This window comes from Mycobacterium sp. (assembly GCF_044370595.1).
Classification (GTDB): domain Bacteria; phylum Actinomycetota; class Actinomycetes; order Mycobacteriales; family Mycobacteriaceae; genus Mycobacterium.
Window position 1 is genome coordinate 1 of sequence record NZ_JBILVF010000259.1, and the last position, 2,748, is coordinate 2,748.

Here is a 2,748-nt window from a genome sequence, read left to right on the forward strand (position 1 = left end):
GGGATTGCGCCGCGATCTCGCCGAGGCGATCGGCGCGGTGCCGGGCCAACCCGATGTCGCGGCCGAATTGATGCAGCGGGGTCAGGCTCTGCTGGTCTTCCCGGGCGGTGCCCGCGACATGCTCAAGTTCAAAGGCGAGGAATACCGGCTGATGTGGAAAGACCGTTCGGGCTTCGCGCGCCTTGCCGTCGCCCATGACTATCCGATCGTCCCCGTCGGCCTCGTGGGCGGCGACGATGTCTTCCAGAGCCTGGTGGAGCGCAACAGCACCTGGGAGCGGATGACCCGCGGCATCGGGGAGCGCCTGCACGGTCTCTCAGGCACCGGCATCCCACTGACACGTGGTCTGGGCCTGACGATGCTGCCCCGGCCACAGCGGATGTATCTGCGCTTCGGTCAACCGATTTCGACGACTCATCCCGCCGGCACCGGGGCTGACACCTGGGCGCCCGCCGTGAAACAGCGGACTCAGAGCGCGCTGGAGGCGATCCTCGCCGACCTCCAGGAGCTGCGGACCGGCGATCCGTACCGCAATCTCAACCCGCTCGCCTGGGGCGCGGCGCTGCAGCCGAGTTAGGCCGGATGCGGGACCGGGTCTTACCCTCCTGAATCCGATTGCGGCACCGGGGGAACCGCCGCGGAGTAGCCAAGGCCGACGATCAATCGGCCGATCGCGTCGTAGCCGGACTGGTCTGGCGGGGTGACGGCGCCCAGACCGTCGACGTAGCGGTTGTACATGCAGAACGCGGCCGCGATCAGAACAGCGTCGTGGATCTCGGTGTCGGTGGCGCCCTCGGCGCGGGCGGCCTGCACGGCCTCCTCGGTGACAGCCAGGCCGGACTGCTGTACGAGCGCGGCAAGACGCAGCAGCGCGCGCAATTTCTCACTGACGGGGGCGGTTTCGGGGTCCTTGACCACCGCGTCGACGACTTCCGCGCCGCCGTCGAGTTGCAGCGCCGCGAACGTCGAGTGGGCGGTGTGGCAGAACTGGCACTGGTTGAGCCGCGACACGTAGGCGGCGATGATTTCGCGCTCGCCGCGGCTCAGGCTGCTCTCACCGCGCAGCAGGACCTCAGCGAGATCGAACAACGGCCGTGCCGTCTGCGGCCGGAACAGCATGGGCCCCATGATTCCCGGGGCATCGGGCATATCGATGAAGGGCATGGGATCAGCACCTCCCTACGGTGGATAACCACGATGGTAGAGGAGCTTCCCCGAACTCACGTTGCCAGCTTTTTTGAGATCGCCCAGATCGGTTCAGCGGCAACGGCGGTGAACGGAGTGACGACGGGAAAGGCGATTCCACAAGAACGGAGTTCGACTTCACGCACGATCGTCGCCAGCGCGATGGTGGCTTCCAGCATGGCGAAGTGGTCTCCGATGCATGAGCGGGGGCCGCCCCCGAAAGGCAGGTACTGCCAGCGGTCGCGGCCGGCGGAGTTCGGTGGGCTGAACCTGTCGGGGTCGAAGGTCAGCGGCCTGTCCCAGAGCGAAGGGTCGCGGTGCAGGGCGTTGATGCCGACCATCAACTCGGTGCCAGCAGCTACGCGGTAGCCGTCGACGTCGATGTCGCGCATCGCGGTCCGGGTGACGATCGGTGCCGGCGGGCACAACCGCAGCGCCTCGTGCAGGACCGCGACGGTGTAACCCAGGCTCTCGACGTCCTGCGGGTCGAGTCGGCGCTCGCCCAGACTGGCGGCCTCGGCGCGGACCCGGTCCTGGATGTCGGGATGGTGACCCAGCGTCCACAGCGCGTACGCCAGGGTGGTCGACGTGGTGTCGTGGCCTGCGAGCATGAAGATGACCAGTTCGCAACGGATTTCGGTGTCGGACAATTCCCTGCCGGTCTCGGGGTCCCGGGCCGCGATAAGCGCCCGGACCAGTGGGGCGTCAAGGTCGGAATCGGCCCGGCACGCCCGCAGGATCTCCCCGGCGAGTGTGTGCAGGGCGGCACTGGCTGCACGGGCGCGTCGGCGCGCGGGTGTGGGCAGCCACCGCGGTGCGCGGACGGGACTTGCTCCGCGGTCGGCGACGTAGTTCGCTGCGGTCCGAACAGGTCCGGCTACGTCATCGGTGCGCGCCTCGAGATCCAGGCCGAGCACCGAACGTCCGAGTGCACCCAGCGTCACCCGCCGGGCCTCGCCGTCCAAGTCGATGCGGGCGCCGTCGGCCCATCTGCGCGCGACCGTCTCGGCGACCTCCGCCATGTGCCCGCCGAACCGGGGGACGTTGGGTTTGGTGAAGACCGGTTGCAGGGCGCGCCGACGCGGCAGCCAGTTGCGGTACCGCAGGTCGAACAGGTTTGGACCCAGCAGACTGCGCATCTCGTCGTGGACGCGGTTGCGCTCCATGTGCTCTGGGCTGCGACTGAGGATGTCGCGGGCCGCCCGCGGCGAGGTCGCCACGACCACGGGCGGCACCAGCCACCGGGGGCCCAGGCGAAGTCGGGTCACCGGGCCGCCGGCGCGACCGAGGATTTCCGGGCCGGTGTCGAAGGCCCGGATCGCGCTCAGTTGCCGCCGCAACGGCAAGGGATTGCGGGGCACCTCCGGAAGACCGGTGAGCGTGACCGTCTCGCTGGTGCGCGTCATTGGGCCTCCTGCAGACAACTTGACCATCAGTCAAGAACGATCTTGATCGTAAGTCAAGATCTCATTAGGCTCACCTCTGTGCCACCGAACCGCCGCAGCATCCCCCGGGCGGACCGCCTTGAGGCGGTGGTCGCCGCGGCCCGGCAGCGCTTCGAAA

The 2,748-nt window shown here is 68.5% G+C and carries 3 protein-coding genes; 1 reads left to right on the plus strand and 2 read right to left on the minus strand.

Annotated features, from left to right (window positions below; translation table 11 throughout):
* Positions 1-577: lysophospholipid acyltransferase family protein (locus tag ADBZ5N_RS18550; protein ID WP_526260018.1), on the plus strand; the 577-nt coding region annotated here is incomplete at its 5' end.
* 20 nt (positions 578-597) lie between these two features.
* On the opposite strand, the gene ADBZ5N_RS18555 is transcribed toward ADBZ5N_RS18550, so the two are convergent.
* Both ADBZ5N_RS18555 and ADBZ5N_RS18560 read right to left on the minus strand, forming a co-directional pair.
* Positions 598-1,164: a carboxymuconolactone decarboxylase family protein gene (locus ADBZ5N_RS18555; RefSeq protein ID WP_526260020.1), complete on the minus strand. Its 567-nt coding sequence runs from the start codon at positions 1,162-1,164 to the stop codon at positions 598-600.
* 56 nt (positions 1,165-1,220) lie between these two features.
* The gene (locus ADBZ5N_RS18560) at positions 1,221-2,591 is read right to left on the minus strand and encodes a cytochrome P450 (protein ID WP_526260022.1); all 1,371 of its coding nucleotides are present in this window, start codon (positions 2,589-2,591) and stop codon (positions 1,221-1,223) included.
* Positions 2,592-2,748 lie beyond the last annotated feature (157 nt).